This window comes from Planktothrix paucivesiculata PCC 9631 (assembly GCF_900009265.2).
In the GTDB taxonomy this organism is placed as follows: Bacteria; Cyanobacteriota; Cyanobacteriia; order Cyanobacteriales; family Microcoleaceae; genus Planktothrix; species Planktothrix paucivesiculata.
This window is the reverse complement of sequence record NZ_LR735001.1, coordinates 101,633-126,015: the sequence shown is the minus strand read 5'-3', so window position 1 is coordinate 126,015 and position 24,383 is coordinate 101,633. Positions and strand designations below refer to the sequence as shown.

Genomic DNA, 24,383 nt, shown 5'->3' with positions numbered 1-24,383 from the left:
GGAGCAGGGGGAGCAGGGGGAGCAGGGGGAGCAGGGGGAGCAGGGGGAGCAGGGGGAGTAGTGCGTACTAACACACTAATAGCTCAATAGTTAAGGAAAAGTGTTAAAACTGTTTTAAGTTTTTTGATCAAAACAAAACAAAATAAATGAATAAGTTGGGGTTAGATCAGCATCCTTCGATCTTAGTTATTGAGCCAGATGAACTGTTAGCTCAACAGATTAGCCTAGATTTAGAAGAAGCGGGTTATTATCCGATTGTGGTGAATAATGGAGTGACGGGATTACATCAAGCAACGGAATTACAACCAGCATTAATAGTCATTGACCGACTATTGGCGGGAGAGTCAGGACTATCGGTTTGTAGTCATTTACGGGATTTAGGCAGCCGGATACCTGTGTTAATTTTAATGGCAAAAGATGCGATCGAAGACCGTATTGCTTGTTTAGAGTCGGGGGCAGATGACTATTGTTTAAAACCCTATCGAACCGAAACCTTTTTGGAACGGATTAATCTGTATTTGCAACCTGCAACTAGCAATAACGAACAATTACGCTTTGGGGAATTAGTCTTAGATTTAGCAACCCGTCGGGCGCTCCGCAATGGTAGAACTATTGATCTAACGATGAAAGAGTATGAGTTACTTAAATATTTAATGGAACATCCGCGAGAAGTATTGACCCGGGAACAAATTTTAGAGAATGTCTGGGGTTACGACTTTCTGGGAGAGTCTAACGTTATAGAAGTTTATATTCGTTATTTACGGCTCAAAATTGAAGATGAAGGGGAAAAACGCCTAATTCAAACCGTTCGAGGAGTGGGATATGTCCTCAGAGACGGGTAATGGGTAATGGGTAATGGGTAATGGGTAATGGGTAATGGGTAATGGGTAATGGGTAATCCTCTTAAATCCGTGATCAAAGTTGTCTAAGATGCTGTACAATCTTTTGTCGCTGATGATAGGGATTTTTTGAGAACATTGAACCTTGAAGTGTTAATTGAATTTGAGGCGGGTTGGCTCTGGACTCGTATCCCAAAAGCCTTAGTTTCTATGGGCTTTGGGATGGTCGGTGTATTATTGGTTAGCTGTTCACCTTTGTTATCATCGGTTTCAACAGCACAACCTCCGAGCCTAGGAACTACGGTTTCTCAGTCTCCGATAATAACCCAAGAAAATCGGGGTCAAATGTTACCAATTACAGCCAAGGCTAAAATTGGCCGTGAACTTATTCAGCTTGAAGTAGCTAAAACACCCCAACAGCAAGCATTAGGCTTAATGTATAGAACCGATCTCGCGGATGATCGGGGAATGTTATTTCCCTTTGCTCAACCTCGAGTTGTGGGGTTTTGGATGAAAAACTGCAAAATTCCCCTAGATATGATTTTTCTGCGGGGTGATGTGGTGAAAGCCATTCAGGTCAATGCTCTCCCCTGTGAACAGGAACCCTGTCCTACCTATGGCCCTGATGTTCCGGTGGATCGGGTGATCGAACTCCGGGGTGGACGCTCTCAGGAATTGGGGCTGAAAGTGGGCGATCGCATCCCGATCAACTTTCTGAATTCTCAGCCCTGAGCTTTAAGTTTAAAAAACTTTACAAAAGTTCATGTAATTTGTTAAAACTTTAATGATAGGGTCTACACAATAACAAATAAATTTGTTAATCTGTTCATTCGGTGAACCGTTCAGCGTACCAGTCGTTAACCCTATACAGTTGATTTATTCTTCTTAGGTGTGAGGAGAAGCAAGCGGGCTAAAAAAATTGATCCACGACAATGATTTTTTGTCAAGGCTGATTTTGAGTCAAGTTCGCGCGTCTTGAACAAGCTAGGGTTAAATAACCGTGAAACTGTGACTCTATATCTTAGAGTTCCGCTACTTCTCTCTGTTGACAAGCAAACTGTTCTGTCGAGCGACGATTAATTTTGATGGCTTCATCTGTCTTAGGGGTTACTTATTCTTTCAGAAAGTGAACCTGTGACAGAAAATTGTGTGGCTACCACTCCATTGTGCGGAATGTTCATCGCAGCTAATGTAGATGCGTGAGAAGAAAACTGGGTAAATAGTTTAGTAATACTTAAGTTTTTCTCCAGCCAAATCAATAGCTACGGATCAAGGTTCTGAAGTTTTAAACCTCAGACTTGATCGGTATATCAATCTATAAAAAAAGGCAATTTGCCGCTTTTATCAAAATTTTTTTTGTTAACCCTTTAATCCTTATTAAATTAGGAGGTGAATGTTAGAATGACACCCAGTAATTACTCTCGATTTATTCATTTTTTGGAGAATGAATTATCCCTATCTGCGGACTCAATTGCCATGGCAGAACGAGCAAATCATCCCACGGACGCTCAACATAAATATCAAGATCCAAGTCCCGTATCCATGACCCTGTGGCAATATGGTTTAGTGACTTTAGAACAGTTAGATAAAATTTTTGACTGGTTAGAAACCGCTTAAAAATTTAGATTTTTAGCAAAAAAGGTGGGCAATAGCCCACCCATAGAATTCTCAAAAATTAAATTAAGATTCTGCTAACACCCGAGCCGCCGCAGCAACTCCAGCACCCGGAGTAAATCCTTGATAACCAAGTTCCTGTAATGCCGCTTCTAAGGAAGCGATCGCCGTTAAAATATCGCGATCGCTCACAAATCCTAAATGCCCAATACGGAAAATTTTACCCTTGAGATGATCCTGTCCTCCGGCCAAAACAATATCGAATTTCTTCTTAACAATAGCCCGAATATCTTCAGCATCTAAACCATCGGGAGGAACAACGGCCGTAATTGCAGGACTCGCACATTCATCGGCGGCAAATAAGGATAATCCCAGGGCTTTTACCGCTTCCCGAGTAACTTTAGTTAACCGTTGATGACGGGCAAAAATATTTTCCAGCCCTTCTTTTTTCATCATTTGTAACGTGACTTGTAAAGCAAAAAACAAGTTCACCGGAGGAGTAAAGGGATTTGTATTTTTCTTCGCCGATTTGCTATACAATCCCAAATCTAAATAATAGCGCGGGAGGTTAGCGGTTTTGTAGGCTTCCCAGGCTTTATCACTTACCGCCACAAATCCCAAACCCGGGGGAATCATATAGCCTTTTTGAGAACCAGAAGCCACCACATCAATCCCCCATTCATCGATGGGAAGATTAAAAGCACCTAAACTGGTGACAGCATCCGCAATCATTAACGCTCCATGGGCTTTAACATGGTGATTAATCGCTTTTAAATCGTTAATTACCCCGGTAGAAGTTTCGCTGTGGGTGATAATTACAGCCTTGATTTCTTTGTTCGTATCCGCTTCTAATTTAGCTCGGAAGGCTTCTGGGTCTAGGGGTTGTCCCCAGTCGACGGTGACGGTATCAACTTCCAACCCGTAGGCGGTGGCGACTTCTACCCAACGTTCTCCGAATTTACCATTAGAACCACATAACACCTTTTCTCCCCGGCTGAGGAAATTAATAATTCCGGCTTCCATCGCCCCCGTGCCACTCACGGTTAAAATTAACACATCATTTTGGGTTTGGTGTAACCATTTCAGGTTTTCCGTCACCTCGGCCATGATTTTGAAAAAATCGCCACTGCGGTGTCCGATGGGGTGTTTGGACAGCGCCAGTAAAGCCTGTTCAGGAACCGGAGTTGGCCCTGGAATCATCAACATTAATTTATCGTCCATGGTCTGTTTCTATTAATAAGGGTTTGGTGTTCTGCATAAATCACAGAAGGAATATTTTTCCTCAAAATTGTGACTTAATTTTCAATTCTTATTTCAACCCTTTATGCGATCCATTAATCCCTTTTGGATTAACTTATTGAATGAACATAAGCGGAAATAGGAATCGGTTCTACCGTTTTCTGATCATATCACTTAATGGCAATCAGTTGATTTAAGGCAACACCAGGATCGGGTTGCTTGATTAAAGATTCCCCAATTAAAACGGCTTTCGCCCCGGCTTGGGTGACTAAACTGATATCTTCACGGGTATAAAGTCCCGATTCACTCACAACTAAAATATCACGGGATTGTAGTTGGGATTGGCGGCTTTGCAACAATTGGCAAGTGGTTTGTAAATCAACAGAAAAATCCTGTAAATCTCGGTTATTAATCCCGATTAAGTTAACACCATCGAGGGTTAATACCCGATCTAATTCTTCCAAGGTATGGACTTCAATTAAAGCGGTCATCCCTAAAACTTTGGCAATTTTTAGGAAATATTGCAGGTCTTGGTCGGAGAGAACTGCCGCAATTAATAAAACCGCATCGGCTCCATAATATCTAGCCAGATAAATTTGATAGGGATAAATTACAAAGTCTTTACAAAGTAGGGGTAAATCAACAACAGCCCGAATTTGAGAGAGGTTTTCAAAACTGCCTTGAAAGAATTTTTTATCGGTTAGAACTGATAGGCAACTGGCGCCTCCTTGTTGATAGGATTGAGCGATCGCCACGGGGTCAAAATCTTCTCGAATTACTCCTTTACTGGGGGAGGCTTTTTTAACTTCTGCAATTACCGCAGGTTGGGTTTGACTGGATTTTAATGCCTCAAAAAAGTTACGGGGGGCGGAAATTGTATTGACTTTTTGCTTTAATTTTTCTAGGGGTAAACGTTCCCGAAGGTCGGTAATTTCTTTTTCTTTATACCAAACAATTTCTTCTAAAATATTCTTAGGTTCCGCACCCGGTATAGCTACTTGATAGCGTAAACCTAAGACTTCAACGGCGGGATTAGGTTGACGACGACGAATTTGTACCATAGAATTTAGCAATATTGAAGATTTAACAGTAGGTTGTCAGAATTAACATTTTAATGGATATTGAGCTTTATTTCAAACTTTTTTCTAGGATCGGGTAGAATATCATCAGATACATTAGAATAAACCATTATTGTCAAGTTGATTTAAAATATTATTAGTAATTAATCTAGCAGTGTGAGGACAATTCCAATAACTATTATGGGCATCACTAGAACTCACAGCCATTGCTAAGTCATTTTGACCAAAATTTCTAGCTATTTTTTCAACCCAGTTAGCATCGTCTAATAAATACTCATCTTCAAATTTTAGATAACTATTTTCAGCCAGATGTAAATTCGCTTTTAAGGGATAAGTAATTAAGTCGGAAGCATGAATTAAATTGAGCCATCTTAAAGGGTGTTCAGAAGAATAGGAATGAGCAAATTGATTGACTTTTTCGGGACGCACATCTAACATCATGTTAATCAATAAAATGGGCGAACCCATGAGCGTGATACTGCTCAAATTAACCTGATGTTTAAGTTTTACATCTGTCTGATTTTGCAATTCTCGAATCATAGATCGAATCGATAAAGCGGGATCTTTCGCTGAAAATCGATCTGAAAATAAAACATCCCATAAAATCACAGTTCCTAACGAATGGGCAACAATATGAAGTTCAGAATCATTGGGGTTTTCCTTAATAAAATTATAGAGTTGTTGAGCGATTGTTTTGCGAATTTCTCGACCCTTATCAGGATTCATATAGGTAAAGAAATCTCCAAGAAATTGAGAAAATAAGCCTTCTCTAAAGGTTCGATATCGAAAAATATCTTCACTAGCAATTTTAGGATATTTCTTTTTAACGGCTGCTAAATCCTCATCAATACCATTCCATATTTTCCCTATATCTGTTAAAGCAGAACCCCAAAAACCAGCATAAAAATGAGGATTCTTTTCTTCCCGGTGACTAAATTCTGTTTTGATAAGTTGTTGTAAATTTGATGAGTAGCAAGCATCCCTTGTGGCGACACCATGAATAAAAAATACAAGCATAATAGAGAATAGGTAAAGTGTTTTGGGGTTGAGTTAGTATTTAATTATAGTATAGAAATTATAAATGATTAAACCAATTTTGATCAATTTCAACGACTTCAATCATTTTTGTTTCGACTCCTAAATTCAAATCTTTGAGAATTTGACAAAGTTGTTCCCCATCAATTAAATCTAATACGGGCGCACCGTCACGGGTTGCTTCTTGTTTGGCTGAACTGGTAAAAGTTCCTGTGGTTAGAAATAAACCTTTATCGGTTCTTCCTACCATAGCACCTCGGAAATCTCGAATTTCAGAAGGGCCAACGGAACCTGTATAACGTTTACATTGAAAGAATACTTGAAAACTCAAAAGGGCAATTTTTAAGACTCCAATTCCATCAATTCCCCCATCTCCTTTTCTTCCGGTTACTTCAACTTTAATAAAGCCCGATTCTCTTAAAATTCGTTGACACAATCTTTCAAAACTATCGGGAGGGATTTGTTGTAAAACTTTCAATAGTTTTTCTATCCAAATATCAGAATTAGCAGGAATTTGATCGTTATCTGAAATAGATTCTATTGTTTCAATTGTAGGTTGTGGCAATACATTAAAATCTTGAACAGATTCAGGAATAACATTTTCAGTTTTCTTTCGTGTTGTTTGATTTACAAATCTATTAATTTCTTTAGGATTAATAACTTGCAGATTTCTACCTTTCTCCGTGAGTGACCATACTCCTCGTCTTACACTTTCTAAAACTCCATATACTTTTAAATAAGTTCTCACCCAACCTAAACGATAGTCAATTTCTGTCTGTGGCCCTTGTTTATGTAAAATACTCTGTTGTTGTTCTGAGAAACTTTGAAGTTGACAGACTTGATCATAAATTTCTTGCACTGTTCCTGACCCTCCTAAAGATTTAAGAGCTTTAATAGTGGGTTCAAATAAATCGCTATAGGAAGGAATATTTAAGGATTGATTCATTGTTTTAGAAGTTGCGATTGAAAATTTACCTAAATTAATGGCTTTAGGTTCTTTATGAAAAATCACCCAACAGGGATTATTAGAACAAAAATCCCCCGTCATATCAAAGATTAACGGGGGATTATTTTAATTACTCATAGGCATCCATTGGTAAGCAGGAACAGATAAAATTGCGATCGCCAAAAGCATTATCAATTCGTCCCACAGACGGCCAGAATTTATGTTCTTTTGTCCAGGGGGCGGGATAGGCGGCTTGTTCACGGGAATAGGGATGATTCCATTCGCCACAAAGTAAGGAAATTGCCGTATGGGGCGCATTTTTTAACATATTATTAGTGGCATCCATCGCCCCCGATTCTATCTCGGAAATCTCCTGATAAATGGCAATCATCGCATCACAAAACCGATCTAATTCGGCTTTAGATTCGCTTTCAGTTGGTTCTACCATCATAGTTCCAGCTACAGGCCAAGAAACCGTCGGGGCATGGAATCCATAGTCCATTAATCGTTTAGCAATATCATCAACTTCAATACCCGCAGATTTCTTCACGCCCCGCAAATCTAAAATACATTCATGGGCAACAAATCCCTGATTTCCTTTGTACAAAATCGGGTAATAGTTATTTAAACGATTGGCAATATAATTCGCATTTAAAATTGCCAATTTTGTCGCTTCTGTTAACCCCTTCGCCCCCATCATAGCAATATACATCCAAGAAATCACCAGGATACTCGCACTCCCCCAAGGGGCGGCGGAAACAGCCCCGGTTTGACTTCCTGGGATATTTACGACCCCATGACCGGGGAGGAAGGGAACTAAATGGGCAGCGACCCCAATCGGCCCCATCCCTGGCCCACCGCCCCCGTGGGGAATACAGAAGGTTTTATGCAGGTTGAGGTGGCAGACATCGGCGCCAAAATCCCCGGGACGACATAACCCGACTTGGGCGTTCATATTTGCCCCATCCATATAAACCTGTCCGCCGTTGCTGTGAATGATATTACAAATGTCTTCAATTCCGGTTTCAAAGACACCGTGGGTTGAAGGATATGTTATCATTAATGCAGCTAAATTATCTTGATGTTTTTCGGCTTTTGCTTGCAAATCATTGATATTAATATTGCCTTGATCATCACAAGCAACCGGAACTACTTTAAACCCGCACATCACCGCACTAGCTGGGTTTGTGCCGTGGGCAGATTCGGGAATTAAACAGATATTTCGGTTTATTTCTCCCCGACTTTCGTGGTAGTGGCGAATAACCAATAATCCGGCATATTCTCCCTGGGAACCTGCATTTGGTTGTAACGAAATTCCGGCAAATCCTGTTATTTCTGCTAACCAGTTTTCTAATTGTTCAAACAGAATTTGATAGCCTTGGGTTTGGTCTTTTGGGGCGAAAGGATGGAGTTTTCCAAATTCTGGCCAAGTTACCGGAATCATTTCCGCCGTGGCGTTCAATTTCATTGTACAGGAACCCAAAGGAATCATCGAAGTAGTTAAGGATAAATCCTTAGTTTCTAAGCGATGAATATAGCGCAGAAGTTCGGTTTCTGAATGGTAACTGTTGAAAACAGGATGGGTTAAATAGGCAGATTTTCGGGTAAATGCAGTTAGGTTTTCTGACGGGTTTAAAACATCTTCAACGGTAAATGTTAATTCAGATTCGGCAAAGATTTGCCATAAATCAATGACATCATTAATTGTGGTGGTTTCATCCAAACTAATGCCAACGGTTTGATCATCAATGACTCGGAGATTGATCTGTTTAACTTGGGAGGCAGATAGAATTTTCGTTAAGGATTTCTTCCCTAATGTGACTTTAATGGTATCAAAAAAGGGTTCTGTTCCTATTACATATCCTAACCGTTTTAATCCTTCTGCTAAGGTTAGGGTTAACTGATGAATGGTTTGGGCAATTTGTTGGAGTCCAGACGGCCCATGATAGACCGCATATAAACTGGCAATTACCGCTAATAAGACCTGGGCTGTACAAATATTACTGGTAGCTTTATCGCGGCGAATATGTTGCTCCCGGGTTTGTAATGCTAACCGCAAGGCGGGGTTTCCTTGGGCATCTTTAGACACACCCACCATCCTACCCGGAACGTTGCGTTTATAGGCTTCTTTGGTGGCAAAATAGGCCGCATGGGGGCCACCATAACCCAGGGGAACCCCCAGCCGTTGGGTACTTCCGACCGCAATATCTGCTCCTAATTCCCCAGGAGATGTTAATAGAGTTAAACTTAAAATATCCGCCGCCACGGTAACTAAAGCCTGATGTTTTTGGGCTGTTTCGATAAAGTTTCGATAGTCATAAATTGTACCATCAGTAGTAGGATATTGCAGTAGACATCCAAAGATAGATGTGCTAAAATCAAAGGTATGATGATCTCCAATAATAATCTCAATACCTAGGGGAATTGCCCTGGTTTTAACTACATCAATAGTTTGAGGGTGACAATCTTGGGAAACAAAAAAGCCCTTAGCTTTGGTTTTAGAAACGGCATAACTTAGACTCATAGCTTCGGCGGCGGCGGTGGCTTCATCGAGTAGGGAAGCGTTAGCTATTTCTAATCCGGTTAAGTCAATAATTAGGGTTTGAAAGTTTAATAAAGCTTCTAAGCGACCTTGGGCAATTTCGGCTTGATAGGGGGTATAAGCGGTATACCAACCGGGATTTTCTAGGATATTTCTTTGAATCACTCCGGGTGTGATACAATCGGAGTATCCCATGCCAATAAAAGAACGATAGACTTGATTTTGAGAAGCGATCGCTTTTAATTGATTTAAAGCCGCATATTCACTTAACGCTTCTGGTAATTTTAGGCTATGATTGAGGCGAATGGTTGAGGGAATTGTTTGATCAATTAAAGTTTCTAAACTAGAAACCCCCAACAATTCTAACATTTGTTGAATCTCAACGGAATTGGGGCCTAGATGCCGTTGGGCAAACCCCTGGGACTGGGGGGGGTTTCCGTTACCCTTGGGGGCGGAAGATAGCATGGTTTCCATCTGGGTGTTCGCTGAGGAAGTAATCTCTAACATGAAGCTCCGATTGATTCAACTCTTTACTTTTCTTAAAATTAGTTTAGCAAAGTTTCAAGACAAGAGATAGGAATAGTTGATCAATTCTCTGTGTCTTTGTGTCTTCGGGGTTAAACTAATCTTGATCTTCGCTCCTACTTTTGAATCATTAATTGTAGGATTAATTTAACCACCAAGACACTAAGACACAAAGGAGTTGTTAACAATAACCTGCTTATTGCTATAGATTTCAGCTAAAATTATATTATGAGTCTAAATTAGTTTACTCCTATTCCGAGCAAAAATGCCCACAATTACTCACACTATGATTGAGCAAAAGTGATGACAGAAACCCGGTTTATTAAACTATCTTTCGGATCTATTTCTGATTCTGAAAGTGATCAGAAGGTTCTCCAGGGAAAAAGCTAGTGTCTAAAACTTTGTCGAGGGTATAGGGACATTCCGTGGGAAAATCCTGATCATTCAGGGAGGTTTCGCGTACAGCTAAGTCAATGCCACTTTGATAACCTTTGTGTAATGCTTCAGGAAGATAGGGTTTTAAACTGGGATTTTCTGTTAGTAAATAGCCAATCTCTCGGCGTTGTTCGCGCAGGGTCACAAACCAACTTTTAGAGCGTTTATTCGGTTGAAACTCCCACTTTAGTAAATGACCGAGTAAGATTCCTAAACGGTTTTTTAACTCTTGCTTTTGTTGCTTTCCCAAAGATTGAATCTCCTCAGCCAAATTAATGATATCAAGGTGATCTAATGCGCCTTCCCGTAGTAGTTTAGCTTGTTGCTGTGTCCATCCATAAAAGTCTTGTTCATAAAGAGAGGAGCTTTTTTGAAAGGATGCGCTCTGTTTTATATCCATAATATTAATTCAGAGGATAGAAGGAATTATATTGTTTTTTAAAATAGGTGTCAAATTGGGCGATCGCAACTTCAACAAAAAAGCAAGCACATCTTTTTTCCGGCTTCGGGATATTACCAGAGAATAAAAAGTACGAGGAGAAAATATAAATTTTCTGCTATAATGGGTGAATAATGGCGTTCCACTAGATGGCTATGTCTTCCATAGAAATTACACAGGCAATTTCCCAAATTTCAGAATTATTTGATTTAGCTATAAATGGAGAAGAAATTATTATTACAGAAAATAAAAAACCTTTGTTGAAATTGGTTTTACTTCGGCAAAAACAATCTCAACGTCCGGCTTTATTTGGAACAGATAAAGGAATTATTTCTATTACTGATGATTTTGATGATCCTTTAGAAGAATTTCAAGATTAGAAATGCAAGTTTTATTAGATACTCATGCACTAATTTGGTTTTTCTCAGGGAATGAAAAACTCAATGGGACGGCGCGAAATTTAATTGAAGATATAAACAACATCAAATATATTAGTGTGGCAAGTGTTTGGGAGATGGCAATTAAGCAAAGTCAAGGAAAACTAACTTTATCGGTATCATTAGAGGACTATATAGCAGAAAAACTCCAGCTAGAAGATTTTAATTTACTAGAAATTAAACTGAGTCATTTAAACTTGGTTTGTCAATTACCTTTTTATTATAAAGATCCCCTTGATCGATTATTAATTGCACAAAGTATCGTTGAAAAAATTTCTATTATTAGTCAAGATTCTGTATTTAATTTATACCCAATTCCCAGAGTAGACTAAGCATTTGTGGATAGCGATCGCTTTTCTATGAATTAAATAAAAAAAGACCGCGCTTTTCAATAATTAATAAAAGAAAGGCTATGGCATCTTTTTATTTCATTATCATGGACACAGCATTCTTGTATGCTTACGAGGTTGTCACCTCATTTCTGAATCATTAATTGATAGCCTTGATGTAGAATTTTTACGGGCTCAGATATCGTTTTAAGAAACTGATCAATTCCTTTACCCGTATCTTCTTCTGGGTGGTCAGGATCTCGATATTCATAATCATCAAAAATCATAATTCCTCCGGGTTTAAGTAAATTCCAAGAAAGCAAAGCATCCTGCAAGACCACCGAGGCTAAATGACAGCCATCAATATAAACAAAATTGTAGGTATTAGGAGTTAGGGTTGCTAAAATTTCTTGGGAATATCCTTCTAATTTAGTAACTTTTTCGGCTACTCCCGTTTTAGTAATATTCCCATCAAATTCCGGTTTAAATCCTAAATCAATACAGGTTATTTTTGCTGTAGCATGGGTTAAAATATGATCCAGTAACCAACAAGCAGACATCCCTTGAAAACTACCGATTTCTAAGCCTTGAATTTCAGGACAATTAGCGAAAGCAGATAGGGCTTTTTCCCAGTGGGGAATGTTAACGGTAAACCAATCTTTTGTAAAACGATACCCTTTTTCCAAACTAGCATTCCATCCCCTTAAATAGTGGGATTTTTGATGGGCTTGGATGGCGGTTTCTACCTCTCCGATTTCCGATAGAAAGTTCCCTAAATGGGTATGAGCATGGGGTAAATCAGGACTTAATAGGAGGGCTTTTTGAGAAGCTGCGATCGCTTCTTCCCATTGTTTTTGATAACTATAAGCTCGACTCAAAGATAAATAGATAAATGGGTTTTTATCTTCCACTTTTAGGGCATTTTGATAATGGGCGATCGCCTCATCCCATTGTTGTAATTTAAACTTAATTTCTGCAATTTGAAAATGGGGCAAATAGGCCGTAGGATTTAATTCGATCACTCGCTGATAACAATGAATGGCATTTTCCCATTTTCTTAATTGTTTATAAGCATTCCCCAAACCCATATAGGAAGTCAACCCTTGAGCATTCCTTTCAATAGCTTGACTATAGGCTTGGGCGGCATTCTCCCACTGTTGGAGTTGAAGATAAACCTCTCCTAAATTATGATAGGGTTCATACCCATTTGGGTTAGCCTGAATTGCATTTTGATAACAAAAAATTGCGGGATTAATTTTCCGTTTTTGAAAAAGTCTATTTCCCAAGGTTAAATAATCAGCAAATGTCCCTAAACTGGGTTCTAAATGTAAGGCTTTGTACCAGAGTTCTTCTCCTTCATCCTGTTGATCAATTTCGATCAACACCTTGGCTAAGTTTTGATAAATTACCGCCAAATTAGGATTACATTCTATCGCCTTTCGATAATTAAAAATTGCCGTTTCCCCGTCTTGTTTTTGACTATAAATATCTCCTAAATTCCCATAGACTTCTGCATAATTCGGCTGTAGTTTCAGGGCTTTTTGATACCAAAATTCCGCCTGTTCAAAATCCTCTTGAACTTGCCAAATTAACCCTAAGGTTTTAGAAATGGGCGCGTAGTCTGGATCTAAATTAAGAGCTACCAAACAAATAGAAAGAGCTTGATCAACCTGTTGATGGACTAAATGATAATTAGCCTGTTGATATAAATATTTAACAAAAGTCTTGGGATTTAAAGATGAGTCCATGGGGTAATTTGTAGTCAAGGGGTGAGGGTTTCGGTTAAGGTAAAAAGATTAAGCCTCAACCGTAAACCCTATCTATTTTTAAATTAACCTAAACGGTGATTACTCTCCATTTGAACAGTGCTTTCTTCGGGGGAAGGAGAGGTTAATAAAGGACTGTTCTTCGGTTTTAATACCGCTTGAATGGTTCTTAAAAAACGATTGGGTTTAGGGACTTGACCATTTAACAATTGACGTTCTTTTACTTTTTTCGCCAGATGACGCATGACGGATAAATCTAATTCATCAATGAAATGATCGGCAATTCTTTCTCCCATGAATTCAATCGCTTCCGAATACTGCTCCATCAAAGATTCTACGGCTTGGGAAGCGTCGGTTGTGATCGGATCAGAAACGGGATTTCGATCAATAATAGGTGGTTGAACTTCTACCGTTGCTTGCACTCGATTGAGGCGATGATTTAAGAAATTTTGATATTCGTCAACGGTCATCCCCAAATTATAAATATGATGATGCACATGATCAATTAAGTCAACTTCCGCCGGAGCAAACAGATCATTTTGTTGGGAAATGCCATGCAAACTTGCCCAAGTTTTTAGGGTATTAGCATCATGGAGTTGATAGCGATCTAAAAGTTGATTGGTTGTCATATTGGTTTCGGGAGTTGGTTTAAAATCACTCATGGATTTGTCCTCATTTACAGCTATATTTGACAGTTTTTTTAACACTTACTCAGCGCAGTTAATTTAGAAATTTATTGAAATCCAAGCTCGGTTTGAATTGTGTTTTTCCTCCAATTGATTACTCTGAAAATAGTTGTCTCTGGTTTTACCTGGGATGGTCAAGAATAGCATCCCGTTGAATCAATGACCCAAAATTATCACCTCAACTTTTGTATTATCCCCGATTTTGGCAAAATTGTATCGGGTTTTCTTTCCCCTTCCCATTTCCTAAAACTTTGGATAAAATTATCCATAATTGGGGTGACACCAATTTGTCGTTATTCAAATCCAAGACTTTGCTATGCCAATTTACGATTATTTTTGTCCCAGCAATAACCAAACCCTGGAAGTGATGCACTCCTATACCCAAGAGATTACCACCTGGGGTGAGGTATGTCAGTTGGCTAAGTGTGACCCGGGAAGTACCCCCAAAGATGCCCCGGTTCGTCGGGTACTGAGTGCTCCCATGTTATCAATTCCCACTTCCAACGCTGATTACAAAAATGCCGGGTTTACCAAGTTGGTCAAACGAGATCAGGGAGTTTATGAAAATGTCACGGCTTCGGATTAATTGAACGAGATTGAGGTTTAGCTTTTTCTTTTTCTGTATCCCCCATAAATCCCTTTAACTTCTGGTGAAAATTAGGGTGTTTTAGGGATAATTTTTTGATTTCATCAGGGTCTAATTCCTGACTTTCTGAAGATTTAAGGATTGGCTCTGTTATTGATGATATATTTTTATTTTGACTTTCTAATAATAAATTTTTGGGAAACCGATGACAAATTAAACGCTCAAAGTCTGAAGTAAAATGAGATACTTTTTTTCCTCGCCGTTGCCAAGATATTAAAATATGTTCCACAGAAATCGCTTTATAGCGTCCCTGATATAAAGATTCTAAAATAGCGGGTAAAAACCAATCTGGATCATAGTGTTTTTCCCAGCGCTCAATAATTTGTTCCGGGGTCTGGTCTGCTAATTCAAAACCATAATATTTCAGCAAATCCGAGGGTTTGACCGAACTAGAAAGGCTCCAAGGATCTTCTATCGGCGCTGCTGCCAGATATTTACGGGGTTCTTCCTCGCTAAAAGGAAATTCTACAGCAAACAGAAAAATCACCTCCTGGGTCTTATGATTATAAACTTTATACCCTAATTTTCTATTTCAGGAGTAGAACCAAAATAGGGGTCTGGGGTTCCGATCCAGTTAAAATCACTAATCCTCAGATTAATACTCCCAATTCGACGCACCGGATTAATCCTCAGAATCAGCCCATAGGTACGGCGACTATATTCTAAGGTTAATTCATTATTTAATGATAAACCATTATCTAAATTAACCGCCGATTCAATCCCAGCCCTTAACCCCCCATAAAGTTGCTGCACTAATCCCATACTTAATACCCGTTGATCGACTAAACGATCAAACAAAAAGGGCGATTGTCCATCTAATACCACTTGAGTATAAAAAAGGCTAAATCCCGTATAGTCTAAAAAGTCTTTAGAAAAATGACCTAATTGTCCTTGCACTCCGACGGAGGTACTCAGATAGGATTGGGAATAATCCTGACTATATTGGGTGGTGACTCCTCGGGCAATAAAGGCTAATTGCACGAAGGGAATCACGGGTCGAGGCGTATACCGTAAACCTTCCGTAGCCGTTGCGGGTAAGCCTTCCCCCCGCCATAATAAAACGGGATAAATTAAAGTTCCCAAGGCTTCATAACGATCTAAGGTGACTCGATCATTCACACGGGTCGGTTTGAGTAATTCCAGGCTGTCGCTATCGGCCGTCACCGATTGATAGGAGGTTTGAAAGCTAAAGGTCGCCCCTTGGTCGTTTAAAGCAATCTTAGGAGAAGTCAGCACCGCCCCTAAACTACTCCAGACGGTACGATATCCTAAAGTTCCATTAAACAGACGGTTGCGGTAACTATATTCCCCATTCAGGGCAAACCCCGCCCCCAATTGTTGACGCACACGCAGACTACTACGGAGGGCCTCTTCATTCAGATCGGGGAAATTTTCTAAGGTATTTATGGATAAAAATCCTCTTAATTCTGTTGTGGGGGTAATTGACCCGGATAATTGGGCTTCTAACCCCAAGGCTTTGGGATCGAAGGGGGCGACGTTCTCTTGAAACGCCCGTTGCAGTAACAATCGGGGGGCGACTCGCAATGTTAATGGGCCCAGGGGAACGGAGGGAAGATTGCCTTGGATATAATATCCCCCAAAATCCCTGAGATCATAACCAATGGAAAAGGGTAGGGGTTCTTTTTCTGTGCGATCAATAACCGTGCGTTCTCGAAATAGAGGCAGGTTAAAGGATTGATCCAGCACCAGCCGGGATCTGGTGGTAATCAGTTCATCCCGCAGGGGAGAAACCCTGGTAAATCGGGCGGTATCGGCCCTTAATTCGAGTTCCGGGGGGGAAAAGGGATCGTTGGTAATTCTCACCTGTTGGGCTTCCCATCCCCCATCCCCAAACAGATCAATCCGTTCGGCGGCAAATCTGAGACGGTTGACGCTCCCTTGTACCCCAAAGGAGTCCCCTCCTCCGGCGGAGACGCTGGCGTTCAATCCCCCATCGGCTTTGACTTTGGCTAAGGGTTGGGCAGCGGTAATCCGATCGCTGATCGGGGCGCTTAGAAGGGGGGTAACGCCGGGAGTTAGGGGGTCAACTACGCTTAAATCCGTGGCAGATGAAGGGGTATAAACAACGCCGTTGGCTTGGTAAACTGACCCGGTACTTTGTACGAAGTTATAATCCATGCGATCGCCCCGAATCACCTGATTTCCCCGGGTTAGGGCCACATTTCCTTGGGCAATCACTTGACGGGTACTCAGGTTAACTTGGGCCTGATCCGCGTCAATTAGGGACTGGCGAAACCGCACTATCACGTTGCCTTGGGCAATGACGATTTGCCTTTGTTGATCGTATTCTTGCCGATCGGCGGTGATTTCTACAATATCTGCGGGAGTGGGAACGGGGATAACGGTGGATTCTGGGGTTGGGGTCTTGGGGGGTGTGACAACGATGGCGTTACAAGGACTCGGACAGGAATCATCGGTATCGGTAAACGAAAAGGAGGAATGGAACCGATATTGATCATCGGTTAAGGGTGGGGGGGTTTCTAAAGTGAGGACAGACCCTAACATTTCTGCGGATAGGGGTCGGGTTGGGTGAATCTGCTCTTCAGGTAAAGGATAGCTGATGGTGCTTTGGGTTTTGACCCGGGAAGATATTTGTGGTGCTAATCCCATTTTCCCCGTTTCAGTAGTCTCGGGTTGGGGAAGGCGACGAATAATGGGGGGCGGTTCAGGCGGTAGTGGCGGGTAGGGCATACTTGCTGTAACGGAACTTCACAGAATAGCCAGAACTCAACCCCTTGAAGGAATAGGCAAAAACAATGTCATTAGTTATCAACTGGTAGGGATGATCACTAATGACACTCCAAGCTTTTATCATATCAGGGATTTTGTTCACAGAGGTTGTCGGCATCTGGTTTTGATGTTCATGCCCCAACTTCTGTTGAGACAACTTCCATGCTGCTTTATTCTAAGTCTCTGCGTTTGGGGTTCCGGGCGGGGTCATTGGACAGGAAACCAAACACAAATAAACTAAAGAAGAACAAAACGACGATATTAACTACGATTTTCAGGGTCAGCATTTGTGAATTTCTCCGAGGCTGTAAGAGTCTATTTATAGCTGCTATGCCGGAGGCACAACTTTACCATCATATCCTAAAATATCCTTTGCTTTAAGGATTCTTTTTCTACCCCCTTGACAGGAATTGATTTTGTGTTATTATTAGGATGGGTGGTCTGTGCGCGCCTATAGGGTCATTTTTGGATCTAGCACTTGCCAGAACGGCTGGAACAACTACGGTACATTACCCATTCCCCATCGTAATTCGTAATTCGTAATTCGTAATTCGTAATTCGTAATTCGTAATTCGTAATTCCCCCTTACTCATAATGGGTAAACCAATACCAGGTTTTCGCGATCGCCTCCTCCACTTTAACCATAACCTGATCTAACCATCCTAAAATCTTCTCCAGAGGATGTTTAATATATCCAGTTGATGTCACCTGGGCTTCTAGCCAGTCGGGTTCGCAGGTAGGGGAAGATGGATTAGGGGAAATTTGATCGGAGTCCTTAACACGAGTTGGTGTTTTTGTCAAGGATGTCGGGGCAGTTGCGGAAATTAAACCGATATTTTCTCGGGTGGTTTTTGGGGGGAAGCGGTTTAAAGAATCTTGAAGATTTTGAAAAATCCGATTATTTTCAATAGGGTTATTCTGGGTTTTCGGTTTTTTGAGTTTGGATAAGATATTATTTGTCCGAGCATCAATGGTTAACTCAGGATATTCTAAGGAAGCAGTAGTTAAAGTTGAAATTACCCCAGGAAATTGTTCGGGGATATCCTCAGAATTAATAGTCTGCTGATGGTCTTTGAAGAAATAATCTATCGCGGCAAAAATCAAGGACTGAACTTGATAAAAATATTGATCAAAACCCGTTTCTAAGGAAGATGCTGATTTGACGGATAAATGGGGATGTTGCCAAGTGTGAATAACGGTTTTTCCCAGGGTTTGACTCTGTTGGACTAAGCTATGGGTAGCTTGGGAGATGGGAATAATAGAATAATCTTCGACTTGCGCGATCGCCGAATCTAGGGTATGAATAAAAGTAGGGGAAGGTTGGGGGAAAGAAACCGACTCAACAAAATTAGACTCCCCAAAACAATTAATTTTTACGGCGACGGGACTGGTTTGTACCCAACATAAGACTTGCCAAAATCCTCGAATCGGCAATACAACATTGATAGGATGGCTAAAAGGTTGTAACTGTGGTTGAAAGGGTTTGGGATGTTGTGCTAAATTTCGATAACAATAGCGATATTCTGCGACTTCTAAACTAATCTGTTGTTGAAGTTGATATTGTTGTTCAACGGTGAGACTATCTAAAATTTGATTATCTTTTTGAACTAATACTAGGGTTTGGGAATCAATTTGACTAGCTACCCCTTGAATTTCTCCTACTGCGGGTTGAGAAGTTATCGAATTTTCTAATAGAGATGGGGTTTCGGTGGTAACGGTATTTAGAATATGAATAATCGGAGTATCAACATTAGGAGGTTGGGACTTGACCTCAGAATTGAGTTGAGGTAAATGTTGTTTAATCGCCGTCCCTAATTTTTGGGTAGTGACTCGAACGGTTTGCAGGATAAAATAAACTGGGTATAGTGCTGTTTGCAGGGCGATATCGGTGGCGAACTTAAAATAGCGCCAACTGCGACTTCCCTCATCGGTAAATTTCTGCGTCGCCTCAGAGATAAAATTAAAGAATCGACTTTTATATGGCCCGGAGTCAGCAACAGACATGGTTATATTAAGTTTGATCTATATTCTCCCTTATTCACTATAACAGTAAATGTCTTTTTCTGCCCCTACCCTGCAATTACAGATTTCGGAAGTTGCTCAACGGTTACGTCTGTTGACTCAAATTAATCTGCAACCCCATTGGCAAATTATCAACCCTGGGGAGTCTGATCACTCAGTTGAAATCAATGAAAAAGGACATATTCCTTGGGCGGCGGGAAAACAGGTTTTGAAATTAAGACAAAAAATTATAGTTCCCTTACAGGGTTATCCGTTAACAGGTTTAACTTTAAGATTGGTATTAAGTTGGTGGGCTGAGGATGCTCAAATCTATATTAATCATCAATTTGTACAGGCCGGAGATCTATTTGATAGTTATACCCGCATTCTATTAAGTTCGGCGGTACAGCCAGGAGATGAATTTGAAATAGAGTTATTTTTAATTAGTCCGGGTCACGACCGAGGAGCATTAGTTAATTCCTACTGTTGGTATGAAGTTTCGGACTCCTCAAAAATTGATCCGAGTTTCTTAGCTGACGAGTTAGAAATTTTAGGGATATTTTTAGCATCGGAAAATCACCAACCCGACCTAGAAACCGACTTAACTTCCCTAGGGAAGATTTTAGATATCATTTCTGGCTATATTCTCCCCCAATATCTTAGTGAATTTGAAAATAGCCTTATCCAAGTTCGCCAGATATTAAAATCAGTTATTCCTAAATTAGACTTATACAAAATTTCCCTACTCGGTCACGCCCATTTAGATTTAGCATGGCTATGGCCGATAACAGAAACTTGGATAGTCGCACAGAAAACCTTTGAGTCAGTTTTGCAATTACAAACCGACTTTCCCGAATTAATCTTCTGTCATTCCTCCCCTATTCTCTATGAATGGATAGAAAAACATCGTCCCGATTTATTTAGTCAAATTCAAGATAATATTCAAAAAGGAATCTGGGAAATCGCCGCCGGACTCTGGGTAGAACCAGAATTGAATATTATTAATGGAGAATCTATCGTCCGTCAGGTATTATACGGACAACGATATGTTTTAGAAAAAATGGGTCAGCTTTCCACCGTTGCTTGGCTACCCGATACCTTTGGTTTTTGTTGGCAATTACCCCAAATATTCCAACAAGGCGGTATTGATTATTTTATTACCCAAAAACTGCGCTGGAATGACACAACTAAATTTCCCTACGGGTTGTTTGAATGGCAAGGGTTAGATGGCACAAAAATTATTAGTTTCATGACCGCTTTAATTGGTGAACGAGTTGACCCGGTTAAAATATTCAAATATGCTCTGGAATGGAAAACCCAAACGGGATTAAATCAGAGTTTATGGTTGCCCGGAGTTGGTGATCATGGGGGCGGGCCGACCCGTGATATGCTAGAAATAACTCGACGCTGGAATCAATCTGCTATTTTTCCAAAGTTTAAGTTTCAAACGGTCAAAGACTATTTAACAGAAGTCCTGAATAATGCCCCCGTATCCCTTCCGATCTGGCGGGATGAATTATACTTAGAATTCCATCGCGGTTGCTATACTACCCACGCAGATCAAAAACGGTTTAATCGTCGGGGAGAAACCCTATTATATGAAGCAGAACTATTTGCAACTATCGCCACCCTCTACTCCGGTTCTATTTATCCCCAACGGCAAATAGAAACCGCTTGGAAGCAAATTTTATTAAACCAATTTCACGATATCCTGCCGGGATCTGCCATTGCTGCGGTCTATGAACAGGCAAATTTAGATTGGGAAACCGCTATCAAAACCGCCGAGGAAATTCTCCACCAGTCTTTTGATGCCATTGTTGCCTCTATTCCTGTTAACTTCCCCTCCCAACTCGACGCCCAACCCATTTTTATCTTTAACTCCCTGAACTGGTCGCGCTCAGAAGTTGTGGCTGTGCCTATTCCTAATTCCGATAGCTGTTGGCAAATTTATGATTACCAGGGAATGCCCCAAACCGCCCAACTGCGGGGGGAAGGGTCGGAAAACCCGCAACTGCTATTCCTGGCAAAAAATGTTCCGAGTCTGGGATATCAGGTGTATTGGTTGGGGCGCAAACAGGCTGAAACCCTTGAAAGGTGGCAAGAAAAACCCTATATGGGCACACCTATTTCCAATTTTACTGAAAGTATAGCAGAAAAAAACGAGATTGTCAAATATTATCAGTTAGAATCCCAAAAGATTAACTTTGAAAATGATATTTTGCGGGTAATTGTAGATACGGAAACCGGAAATTTAGAACAGGTTTTTGACTTAATTAATCAAAGAAATATCCTCCAACCAGGACAGGGAAATCAATTACAAGTCTTTGCAGATTCAGGACAATATTGGGATGGGTGGAATATTAACCCTAATTATCAACAATATCCCCTAAATTCACCGCAATTAGAATCAATTGGATGGATTGAATCGGGGCCGATAGTTTGGCGATTGAGAATTGTTAAAACATTCAAGCAATCACAATTCTGCCAAGATTATATTTTAGAACAAGGTTCACCCCTGTTAAAAATAGAAACCACCGTCAATTGGCAAGAGCGTCATACTTTAATTAAGGTCGCTTTTCCCCTAACAATTACGGCGGATTTTGCCAGTTATGAAATACCCTGTGGAGTGATTCAACGACCTACTAACCCCCAAACCGATCAAGAAAAAGCTAAATGGGAAGTTCCGGCTATTCATTGGGCGGATATTAGTACATCGGATTATGGAATTAGCCTATTAAATGATAGCAAATATGGTTATGATGCTCAACCCGACCAACTGCGATTAACCTTATTAAGAGGTTCAACTTGGCCTGACCCAGACGCCGATTTAGGATGGCATCAATTTAGTTATGCTATTTATCCCCATGGGGGAGATTGGAAACAAGCAAAAACCGTCCAGAAAGGCTATGAATTCAATCGTCCTTTACGGGTTAAAGTCTATCCTCCCCAACCTTCAACCACTAATTTAGAATCATCAGCTTGCCAGAGTTTCCTAGAGTTAGGGTCTGATCATTTAATTTTAATGGCATTCAAACAGTCAGAAACGAAGTCCCAACACTGGATTTTAAGATGTTATGAATGTGAGGGAGAATCAACGAGGTTAGAATTACAGAATAATCTGGGATTAACTATAGATTATTCGGTCAATCTATTAGAGCAACTCCAGGAAACAACTGTTTTTATATCTCCTTGGAAAATAGTTAGTTTTGCTCTAAGTTCTAGGAAGAATTAGAGATAATAGTTGGTGTTGTTATCTTGATCGGGGTTAAGATTAATTTAACCCCAAAGACACGAAGACACAAACAAGAAAGAAGTTATAAACACCTTTGTTGTTGAGTGGGGCGAGTTTACGAATTTGAGGTTAAACAAACTCGCCTTAATATTATTTAACTCCCATGCGAATTTCTGAACAAAAAGAAGCCTGAGTTAACCCCGTATTATTTTTAACAATACTGGTTCTTAATCTCAAATTGGGCATTAAATACCATAACCGTTCTTCTATATACAAGTTAGGAGTTTCTGTGATTACGGTTAACACTTCATCCTCTCCCAAATTATAGCGTCCCGATAGAGATTGATTGGGGTTAGTGCCTTGGGCTTGGAGTAATTGACCGGTTTGGGGATGGTCAGGATTAATAATTGGAACTAAAATAGCCGAGCCTTTTTGTTGATTGGAGTTGCCTTCTGTAGTTCCATCCCAAGTGGAGCTAAACCCCCCAGAAATAGTCGTTGGATCAATATGATGTTGCTGACAAAGCTGAACAACTTTAGCATCGGTTTGGGGTAAACTCTCAATAATCAGATTAGACTTACCCGCCTGTAATTGTCCTGATTTTAAATTGTGTAAAGTGCGTTGAGAAAACCATTTCCCTGCACTTAATTCAAAAAATTCAATAATATTCATCTTTGATAAACTAAAAAAAAGAAAAACTGAGTTCACTTAGTTTTATTGCATACAGAAGTTTGATGCAATGGATTCTCATTGTAGCATAGTCTATTCTAAATTAGAAATAAGGGCGGGTTGAGATGGTTTTTGGGTGAACATGATAGATAGTCTCGAACCCGCCCCTACGATGATAATTTATATAGTGTTTACAATAACTTCTTTGTGTCTTTGTGGTTCAATTAAATAAACCTTCCCTAAACCCAACTTAATGTTCCTTTTTCTCCATCCAGATTAACCATCATACCAACGGGTAAAATAGCATTTGATCCTTGATGACCAAAAGGTAAATTAGAGACGATGGGAATACCTAAATCCTCTAAGCGATCGCGTAATACTTCTTCTAAGGTAAAACTATTATTATTCCCTTTAACCTCACAATTACTAAATCTTCCCAAGGCAATTCCTTTGACTCCTTTAAACCCTCCGACCATGCGCCAATAGGTTAACATTCTATCCAAACGATAGGGTTCTTCATTCACATCTTCAAAAGCCAGAATAGTATCAGTTAAATCCGGTTGATAAGCTGTTCCTAATACATGGGTTGCAACGGTTAAATTTGCGGGAAATAATCGACCCGAAACCCTATTTCTGCCCCAACCTTCTCCTGTTAAAGTATCAAAAAATCCCGTTTCTATTCCTTTAAATAAACGTTTAATTGACCAGTCGGGTTCAGTGGCTAAGGTTGTAATTACCGGGCCATGAATACCGATAATTTGGGGGTGATTAGCAAACGCCCATAATAGTCCGGTGATATCAGAAAATCCAATTAAAAATTTAGGATCTGGGAAAATTGGGGTGATCTTTTCCCAATTCCAACCTTCTAATAAACGAGTTGACCCAAACCCACCCCTAGCGCATAAAATCCCGCGACAATCGGGATCATTTAAGGCTTCTATTAACTGTTGTCGGCGGTTTTCATCGGTTCCAGCTAAATAGCCTGTAACTTGATCAAAACCCGATGTTAATTCAATATTATAACCGTGCGATCGCCAAATTTCAACCCCAGCCTCAAACCTCTCCCATTCTCTTAATGCTCCACTGGAGGTAATAACTCTTAATTTGTCTCCGGGTTTTAGTCTGGGAAAATTGTTCATGATTGGTTGTTTTTTTGGATTATAAAATAATAAG

21 protein-coding genes are annotated in these 24,383 nt (G+C 40.2%); 7 read left to right on the top strand and 14 right to left on the bottom strand.

Features of this window, described 5'->3' with window-relative positions:
* Positions 1-146: 146 nt before the first annotated feature.
* From nblR to PL9631_RS04895, 3 genes are all read left to right on the top strand, one after another.
* Positions 147-842 (top strand): response regulator transcription factor NblR, encoded by a 696-nt coding sequence (gene nblR / locus PL9631_RS04905; RefSeq protein ID WP_083617623.1) that lies wholly within the window; start codon positions 147-149, stop codon positions 840-842.
* A 207-nt stretch (positions 843-1,049) separates the two neighbouring features.
* Complete coding sequence (locus PL9631_RS04900; protein ID WP_156090461.1) at positions 1,050-1,571, top strand: DUF192 domain-containing protein; 522 nt, start codon at positions 1,050-1,052, stop codon at positions 1,569-1,571.
* A 669-nt stretch (positions 1,572-2,240) separates the two neighbouring features.
* Entirely contained in the window at positions 2,241-2,456 is a 216-nt protein-coding gene (locus tag PL9631_RS04895) for a DUF2949 domain-containing protein (protein WP_083617621.1), read from the top strand.
* 63 nt (positions 2,457-2,519) lie between these two features.
* Here PL9631_RS04895 and PL9631_RS04890 read toward each other — a convergent pair whose 3' ends face one another.
* The 6 genes from PL9631_RS04890 to PL9631_RS04865 form a co-directional block, all read right to left on the bottom strand.
* On the bottom strand, positions 2,520-3,674 hold the full coding sequence (locus PL9631_RS04890; protein ID WP_083617619.1) for a pyridoxal-phosphate-dependent aminotransferase family protein: 1,155 nt from the start codon (positions 3,672-3,674) through the stop codon (positions 2,520-2,522).
* Between the two features lie 188 nt (positions 3,675-3,862).
* On the bottom strand, positions 3,863-4,753 hold the full coding sequence (trpC, locus tag PL9631_RS04885) for an indole-3-glycerol phosphate synthase TrpC (RefSeq protein ID WP_083617617.1): 891 nt from the start codon (positions 4,751-4,753) through the stop codon (positions 3,863-3,865).
* Between the two features lie 114 nt (positions 4,754-4,867).
* On the bottom strand, positions 4,868-5,788 hold the full coding sequence (locus PL9631_RS04880) for a hypothetical protein (protein ID WP_083617615.1): 921 nt from the start codon (positions 5,786-5,788) through the stop codon (positions 4,868-4,870).
* 58 nt (positions 5,789-5,846) lie between these two features.
* Positions 5,847-6,752, bottom strand: a complete 906-nt coding sequence (locus PL9631_RS04875; RefSeq protein WP_083617741.1) for a restriction endonuclease — start codon at positions 6,750-6,752, stop codon at positions 5,847-5,849.
* Positions 6,753-6,882: 130 nt separating this feature from the next.
* A complete protein-coding gene (gcvP, locus tag PL9631_RS04870; RefSeq protein WP_197046266.1) occupies positions 6,883-9,801 on the bottom strand; it encodes an aminomethyl-transferring glycine dehydrogenase in 2,919 nt (972 codons plus the stop codon).
* 358 nt (positions 9,802-10,159) lie between these two features.
* Entirely contained in the window at positions 10,160-10,654 is a 495-nt protein-coding gene (locus PL9631_RS04865; RefSeq protein ID WP_083617613.1) for a DUF29 domain-containing protein, read from the bottom strand.
* Positions 10,655-10,842: 188 nt separating this feature from the next.
* Here PL9631_RS04865 and PL9631_RS04860 point away from each other — a divergent pair, with 188 nt between their 5' ends.
* Complete coding sequence (locus PL9631_RS04860) at positions 10,843-11,073, top strand: type II toxin-antitoxin system Phd/YefM family antitoxin (RefSeq protein WP_197046265.1); 231 nt, start codon at positions 10,843-10,845, stop codon at positions 11,071-11,073.
* A gap of 2 nt (positions 11,074-11,075) precedes the next feature.
* On the top strand, positions 11,076-11,462 hold the full coding sequence (locus PL9631_RS04855) for a type II toxin-antitoxin system VapC family toxin (RefSeq protein ID WP_083617609.1): 387 nt from the start codon (positions 11,076-11,078) through the stop codon (positions 11,460-11,462).
* Between the two features lie 143 nt (positions 11,463-11,605).
* Here PL9631_RS04855 and PL9631_RS04850 read toward each other — a convergent pair whose 3' ends face one another.
* The gene (locus PL9631_RS04850; RefSeq protein ID WP_083617607.1) at positions 11,606-13,207 is read right to left on the bottom strand and encodes a tetratricopeptide repeat protein; all 1,602 of its coding nucleotides are present in this window, start codon (positions 13,205-13,207) and stop codon (positions 11,606-11,608) included.
* Between the two features lie 83 nt (positions 13,208-13,290).
* The gene (locus tag PL9631_RS04845; protein ID WP_083617605.1) at positions 13,291-13,887 is read right to left on the bottom strand and encodes a hypothetical protein; all 597 of its coding nucleotides are present in this window, start codon (positions 13,885-13,887) and stop codon (positions 13,291-13,293) included.
* Positions 13,888-14,227: 340 nt separating this feature from the next.
* Here PL9631_RS04845 and PL9631_RS04840 point away from each other — a divergent pair, with 340 nt between their 5' ends.
* Entirely contained in the window at positions 14,228-14,497 is a 270-nt protein-coding gene (locus PL9631_RS04840; protein WP_083617603.1) for an FmdB family zinc ribbon protein, read from the top strand.
* Here PL9631_RS04840 and PL9631_RS04835 read toward each other — a convergent pair.
* The 4 genes from PL9631_RS04835 to PL9631_RS04820 form a co-directional block, all read right to left on the bottom strand.
* On the bottom strand, positions 14,481-15,044 hold the full coding sequence (locus tag PL9631_RS04835) for a hypothetical protein (protein ID WP_083617601.1): 564 nt from the start codon (positions 15,042-15,044) through the stop codon (positions 14,481-14,483). The genes PL9631_RS04840 and PL9631_RS04835 overlap by 17 nt on opposite strands.
* A gap of 32 nt (positions 15,045-15,076) precedes the next feature.
* Entirely contained in the window at positions 15,077-17,269 is a 2,193-nt protein-coding gene (locus tag PL9631_RS04830) for a DUF3769 domain-containing protein (protein WP_083617599.1), read from the bottom strand.
* Positions 17,270-17,478: 209 nt separating this feature from the next.
* Complete coding sequence (locus PL9631_RS04825; protein ID WP_071782591.1) at positions 17,479-17,595, bottom strand: photosystem II reaction center protein I; 117 nt, start codon at positions 17,593-17,595, stop codon at positions 17,479-17,481.
* Positions 17,596-17,893: 298 nt separating this feature from the next.
* Positions 17,894-19,312, bottom strand: a complete 1,419-nt coding sequence (locus PL9631_RS04820; RefSeq protein ID WP_083617598.1) for a hypothetical protein — start codon at positions 19,310-19,312, stop codon at positions 17,894-17,896.
* Between the two features lie 49 nt (positions 19,313-19,361).
* On the opposite strand from PL9631_RS04820, the gene PL9631_RS04815 reads away from it, so the two are divergent.
* Entirely contained in the window at positions 19,362-22,541 is a 3,180-nt protein-coding gene (locus PL9631_RS04815) for an alpha-mannosidase (RefSeq protein WP_083617596.1), read from the top strand.
* Between the two features lie 150 nt (positions 22,542-22,691).
* Here the strand turns inward: PL9631_RS04815 and PL9631_RS04810 are convergent, their stop codons facing one another.
* Both PL9631_RS04810 and PL9631_RS04805 read right to left on the bottom strand, forming a co-directional pair.
* On the bottom strand, positions 22,692-23,213 hold the full coding sequence (locus PL9631_RS04810) for a phycobiliprotein lyase (protein ID WP_083617594.1): 522 nt from the start codon (positions 23,211-23,213) through the stop codon (positions 22,692-22,694).
* Positions 23,214-23,449: 236 nt separating this feature from the next.
* The gene (locus PL9631_RS04805; protein ID WP_083617592.1) at positions 23,450-24,349 is read right to left on the bottom strand and encodes a S66 peptidase family protein; all 900 of its coding nucleotides are present in this window, start codon (positions 24,347-24,349) and stop codon (positions 23,450-23,452) included.
* Positions 24,350-24,383: the final 34 nt, after the last annotated feature.

Coding starts and splice junctions, on each gene's coding strand:
- nblR (WP_083617623.1), top strand. CDS start 147: ATGAATAAGTTGGGGTTAGATCAGCATCCTTCGATCTTAGTTATTGAG.
- PL9631_RS04900 (WP_156090461.1), top strand. CDS start 1,050: ATGGGCTTTGGGATGGTCGGTGTATTATTGGTTAGCTGTTCACCTTTG.
- PL9631_RS04895 (WP_083617621.1), top strand. CDS start 2,241: ATGACACCCAGTAATTACTCTCGATTTATTCATTTTTTGGAGAATGAA.
- PL9631_RS04890 (WP_083617619.1), bottom strand. CDS start 3,674: ATGGACGATAAATTAATGTTGATGATTCCAGGGCCAACTCCGGTTCCT.
- trpC (WP_083617617.1), bottom strand. CDS start 4,753: ATGGTACAAATTCGTCGTCGTCAACCTAATCCCGCCGTTGAAGTCTTA.
- PL9631_RS04880 (WP_083617615.1), bottom strand. CDS start 5,788: ATGCTTGTATTTTTTATTCATGGTGTCGCCACAAGGGATGCTTGCTAC.
- PL9631_RS04875 (WP_083617741.1), bottom strand. CDS start 6,752: ATGAATCAATCCTTAAATATTCCTTCCTATAGCGATTTATTTGAACCC.
- gcvP (WP_197046266.1), bottom strand. CDS start 9,801: ATGTTAGAGATTACTTCCTCAGCGAACACCCAGATGGAAACCATGCTA.
- PL9631_RS04865 (WP_083617613.1), bottom strand. CDS start 10,654: ATGGATATAAAACAGAGCGCATCCTTTCAAAAAAGCTCCTCTCTTTAT.
- PL9631_RS04860 (WP_197046265.1), top strand. CDS start 10,843: ATGGCTATGTCTTCCATAGAAATTACACAGGCAATTTCCCAAATTTCA.
- PL9631_RS04855 (WP_083617609.1), top strand. CDS start 11,076: ATGCAAGTTTTATTAGATACTCATGCACTAATTTGGTTTTTCTCAGGG.
- PL9631_RS04850 (WP_083617607.1), bottom strand. CDS start 13,207: ATGGACTCATCTTTAAATCCCAAGACTTTTGTTAAATATTTATATCAA.
- PL9631_RS04845 (WP_083617605.1), bottom strand. CDS start 13,887: ATGAGTGATTTTAAACCAACTCCCGAAACCAATATGACAACCAATCAA.
- PL9631_RS04840 (WP_083617603.1), top strand. CDS start 14,228: ATGCCAATTTACGATTATTTTTGTCCCAGCAATAACCAAACCCTGGAA.
- PL9631_RS04830 (WP_083617599.1), bottom strand. CDS start 17,269: ATGCCCTACCCGCCACTACCGCCTGAACCGCCCCCCATTATTCGTCGC.
- PL9631_RS04825 (WP_071782591.1), bottom strand. CDS start 17,595: ATGCTGACCCTGAAAATCGTAGTTAATATCGTCGTTTTGTTCTTCTTT.
- PL9631_RS04820 (WP_083617598.1), bottom strand. CDS start 19,312: ATGTCTGTTGCTGACTCCGGGCCATATAAAAGTCGATTCTTTAATTTT.
- PL9631_RS04815 (WP_083617596.1), top strand. CDS start 19,362: ATGTCTTTTTCTGCCCCTACCCTGCAATTACAGATTTCGGAAGTTGCT.
- PL9631_RS04810 (WP_083617594.1), bottom strand. CDS start 23,213: ATGAATATTATTGAATTTTTTGAATTAAGTGCAGGGAAATGGTTTTCT.
- PL9631_RS04805 (WP_083617592.1), bottom strand. CDS start 24,349: ATGAACAATTTTCCCAGACTAAAACCCGGAGACAAATTAAGAGTTATT.